The organism is Thermotoga sp. (genome assembly GCF_021162145.1).
In the GTDB taxonomy this organism is placed as follows: Bacteria; Thermotogota; Thermotogae; order Thermotogales; family Thermotogaceae; genus Thermotoga.
On record NZ_JAGGZH010000114.1, the window covers coordinates 1 to 3,556 of the forward strand.

The 3,556-nt window shown below is 46.1% G+C and carries 5 protein-coding genes and 1 pseudogene; 2 read left to right on the plus strand and 4 right to left on the minus strand.

All coding sequences use genetic code 11. The features are described 5' to 3' along the window. Positions 1-286: pseudogene (locus tag J7K79_RS07130) on the plus strand (hypothetical protein); the annotation flags it as partial. Continuing rightward, positions 271-936, plus strand: a complete 666-nt coding sequence (locus J7K79_RS07135) for a hypothetical protein (protein WP_296906874.1) — start codon at positions 271-273, stop codon at positions 934-936. The pseudogene J7K79_RS07130 and the gene J7K79_RS07135, both read left to right, overlap by 16 nt. On the opposite strand, the gene J7K79_RS07140 is transcribed toward J7K79_RS07135, so the two are convergent. The 4 genes from J7K79_RS07140 to J7K79_RS07155 all read right to left on the minus strand — a co-directional run. Next, positions 920-1,150: a hypothetical protein gene (locus J7K79_RS07140; RefSeq protein WP_296906876.1), complete on the minus strand. Its 231-nt coding sequence runs from the start codon at positions 1,148-1,150 to the stop codon at positions 920-922. The two genes, J7K79_RS07135 and J7K79_RS07140, sit on opposite strands and share 17 nt — an antisense overlap. Further along, positions 1,147-1,425 (minus strand): stage V sporulation protein S, encoded by a 279-nt coding sequence (locus J7K79_RS07145; RefSeq protein ID WP_296906880.1) that lies wholly within the window; start codon positions 1,423-1,425, stop codon positions 1,147-1,149. The genes J7K79_RS07140 and J7K79_RS07145 overlap by 4 nt, the downstream gene beginning before the upstream one ends. A 70-nt stretch (positions 1,426-1,495) precedes the next feature. Next, positions 1,496-2,500, minus strand: coding sequence for a galactose-1-phosphate uridylyltransferase (gene galT / locus J7K79_RS07150; RefSeq protein ID WP_296906883.1), 1,005 nt, complete (start codon positions 2,498-2,500; stop codon positions 1,496-1,498). Between the two features lie 12 nt (positions 2,501-2,512). Further along, positions 2,513-3,556, minus strand: a 1,044-nt coding sequence (locus J7K79_RS07155; RefSeq protein ID WP_296906885.1) for a glycogen synthase, incomplete at its 5' end; no start/stop codon positions are given.

The window sequence follows — 3,556 nt, forward strand, 5'->3', positions numbered from 1 at the left end:
GAAGATGGAAAAGAACCCAGATTTCATATTCGTTCGCGATCCAGAACTTTTGGAAGTGGATGAAAGGTTGGTACTCCTTGTTGAAAGAAATGAGAGGTTGGAAAAACCGATTCGTGTTTCAGAAGAAGAAGTTATCCTCCCATTCAAAGGGACAGCACTCAAGGTTGTAGGAAAGCTCTCAGATGATCGTCTGGAAAAACTGTCGAACCTTCTGGAAGTTTTTGATGTGCTGGAACCGTTTCAAAGGTTGGACAGGGCACTGGAGTACGTATGTTCAAGCGAGTGATCAGTTTTTTCAAAAAATGGCTGGAGGGTTTCATTTTAGAGCTGAAAGGTCCAAAAGTGTGCGGAATAGAACCATGCCTTCTTCCGCCTTCTGTGGTTGAAGAAATTTTCCAGAGCCGCGTGAACGTTTTTTCGTTGGGAAAGGAACCCCGAGTTTACGAAGAAAAGCCTGAAGATGAAATGATACAGATCAAAAATTGTTCTTTGAGTACTGAGATCTCTCTTTGTTCTGGAAATCTAGAAATCTCGACGATTGGAACGCAGCTTTTCGATCGAATAACACTGGAGACGGGGTGCCATTCAGAACATCTTTCTTCTCCGATAAAGTTTCATTCAGTTTCTCTTCACAGGCCGGTGGTTCTCTCAAAAGCAAACTTGCCTGTTTTGAGAAGGATAAGAGTGAGAAGAGAAACGCGTGTTGACAAGAGAAAAATGGAAGGAGCACTGAGAGTGCTCCTGATGAAGTTGAAAGGAAGGCAATTCGAACGCATTGGTTTCATCGGATACTACAAAAACGTTCCGCCTGGGAAGTTTTTTCTTGTAAACGAAGAACTCTTTGTCAACGCAGAAAAAGGTCCTTCAAAGGATTTGATGGTGTTCGAGATCAAAACAAAGGGATCAAAGCTCTATATCTTCATTCCTGTTCAATAACCTTGGAAAACTCGTTGACATTTTCTAGAAACACTTTAAAGAATTTGAAGGCTTCGACATCGACTTCTGAGTTTTTGCTCATGAAATAGTAAGTGATCTTTTTCCTGAAGTTCTCTCTCTCTTCAGAAGACATCTTGATAATCTGAAGAACGATGGCCTTGATTCTCGAATCCTCCTTCATTGCGTTCAGAATCTGCTGAACTTCCGGTTTCATCCCTCATTCTTGCTGTTCTCCAAAAAGACTTTGAAAGATATACCCGTTCTCACATCGTCTCCTATCTTTATCTCGATGAACCCCGGCACAACAAAGAGGTCCTTACCAGATTCTTCCAGGAATCTCCTAGCAACTGCCAGTGCCTTCACCGCCTGGTTCACAGCCCCCGCACCGATCGCCTGAATCTCGACCTTATCGCTCTTGGAGAGAGAGCCAGCAATCGCACCAGCCACTTTGTTTGGATTCGAGTTTGAACTGACTTTCAGAACTTCCATCCTACCATTCCTCCTTACTCACGAGTTCTCTAACTTGCATTTTATCACAAAGGATCTGGATATTTCAAACTCACTCTATTGTTACTTCTCTGAGATATTTTGCGGCATCTTCCGGTGGAACGGTGTTTATGTAGAACCCCGTTCCCCACTCGAACCCCGCTACTTTCGTTAGTCTCGGAAATATCTCAATGTGCCAGTGGTAATAGTCCTTCCCCTCCAGGTTCGTGGGAGACGTGTGTATGAGGAGGTTGTACGGGGGATTGTCCAGAGCTGAATAGATTCGATATAGAACGTTTTTCAAGATCTTTGCGAGGGAAGTCACCTCTTCCTCCGATATCATATGAAAGCTGTTCATGTGCCTTTTAGGAAGGACCCATGTTTCAAACGGAAACCTTGAGGCAAACGGTTCTACAGCTATAAAATGATCGTTCTCTTCGACGATCCTTTCCCTTTCTTTTTTCTCCTCATCGATGATGTCACAGAATGGACATCTTTCCTTGTACTCGAAGTACTCCTTAGACCCGTCGAGCTCTTCCTGAACTCTCTTAGGCATGATCGGAAGAGCGATTATCTGGCTGTGAGGATGGCTGAGAGACGCTCCAGCATCCTTCCCGTGGTTTTTGAAGATCAAAATGTATCTTATTCTCTCGTCCTTCATGAGTTGCTCGTATCTGATCTTGTAAGCCCAGATCACTTCCTCCACATTCTTGTACTCCATAACGGCCAGGTGAGAGTTGTGATCCGGTGTTTCCACGACAACATCGTGGTATCCGAATCCCATCGCCGCGTCGTACATTCCTCTTCCATACTTTCTCAAGGGTGTGTTTGGGTCTACAGCTGGAAATTTGTTGGGAACGACTCGAACCCACCAGCCAGGGGTGTTCGGTTCTGTGTCGGCCGGCCTGAAGGCAAAGATCTCAGGTGGAGTGGTGTGTTCGTTTCCGTAATCGAAAGGACAGAATCCTTCCTGGGCCTCCTCCACCTTCGCCCTCACGAAGTCGTGCGGTCTTTTTGCCCTCTCGGTAGCTATTATGACCCATCTCTTTATGATGGGATCCTTTCTGAACTCAGGCATCTCTTTTCCCCCTCACTTTCCCACCTTGGCAAGAGCTTTTTTGTAGAGCTCCACATACCCCTTTGCCGACCTATCCCACGAAAGGTCTGTGTTCATGGCGTTCGTCATGATCCTCCTCCAGTGCTCATTTTCTCTGTAATAGAAATGAAGTGCCCGAGAGATGGCCTTTAGAAAGTGTGAGGAATCGAAAGGTTTGAAACCGAATCCAGTTCCTTCCATGGTTTGAGGATCGTATTCCTTCACTGTGTCCGCAAGACCACCGGTGTACCTCACAATGGGAACCGTGCCGTATCTCATGCTGAACATCTGACCTAACCCACAGGGTTCGTACTTGCTGGGCATAAGGAAGATGTCGGCACCAGCGTATATCTTCTGTGCCAGATCTACGTCGAACTCTATGTTCACCGAAACTTTGTCTGGATACCTCTCCTGAAACTTTTTCAGGGCGTTTTCGTAGTATTCGTCACCTGTTCCAAGAACAACAATTTGAAGATCGAAGAGTGTGAGGTAGTCCATGATATCAATCAGAAGGTCGAGCCCTTTCTGTGGAACCAACCTGCTGATGAGACCCGCCAAGGCAGTTTCTTTGCTCACGGGGAGTCCCAGCTCTTCCTGGAGTTTCACCTTGTTTTCCCACTTGAGCTCCAGACGATTCACATCGTAGTTGACGTAGATCCGTTCGTCCGTTGCTGGATTGTAGAGTTCGTAGTCTATCCCGTTCAGGATCCCGTACAGATCTTTCGAACGCATCCTCAAGACTCCATCCAGTTTTTCTCCGTACTCTTCTGTTTGAATCTCCTCGGCGTAAGTTGGGCTTACCGTGTTGATTACGTCACTGAAGACAATACCACCCTTCAGGAAGTTCAGCTGACCGTAGAACTCCAGACCGTCGATAGAAAACACGTAGTCTGGAAGGCTGGAAAAAGAAAGGTACTTCGGATCGAACACACCTTGATAACCAAGGTTGTGTATGGTAAAGACGGTTGCGGTCCTGGAGAAATACGGGTCGTCCCTGTAGAGAGTTTTCAGATAAACGGGAATGAGCGCCGTCTGCCA

Bases quoted from the DNA above. Each gene is read 5' to 3' on its own strand.
- J7K79_RS07135 (WP_296906874.1), top strand. From the start codon at position 271: ATGTTCAAGCGAGTGATCAGTTTTTTCAAAAAATGGCTGGAGGGTTTC.
- J7K79_RS07140 (WP_296906876.1), bottom strand. From the start codon at position 1,150: ATGAAACCGGAAGTTCAGCAGATTCTGAACGCAATGAAGGAGGATTCG.
- galT (WP_296906883.1), bottom strand. From the start codon at position 2,500: ATGCCTGAGTTCAGAAAGGATCCCATCATAAAGAGATGGGTCATAATA.
- J7K79_RS07145 (WP_296906880.1), bottom strand. From the start codon at position 1,425: ATGGAAGTTCTGAAAGTCAGTTCAAACTCGAATCCAAACAAAGTGGCT.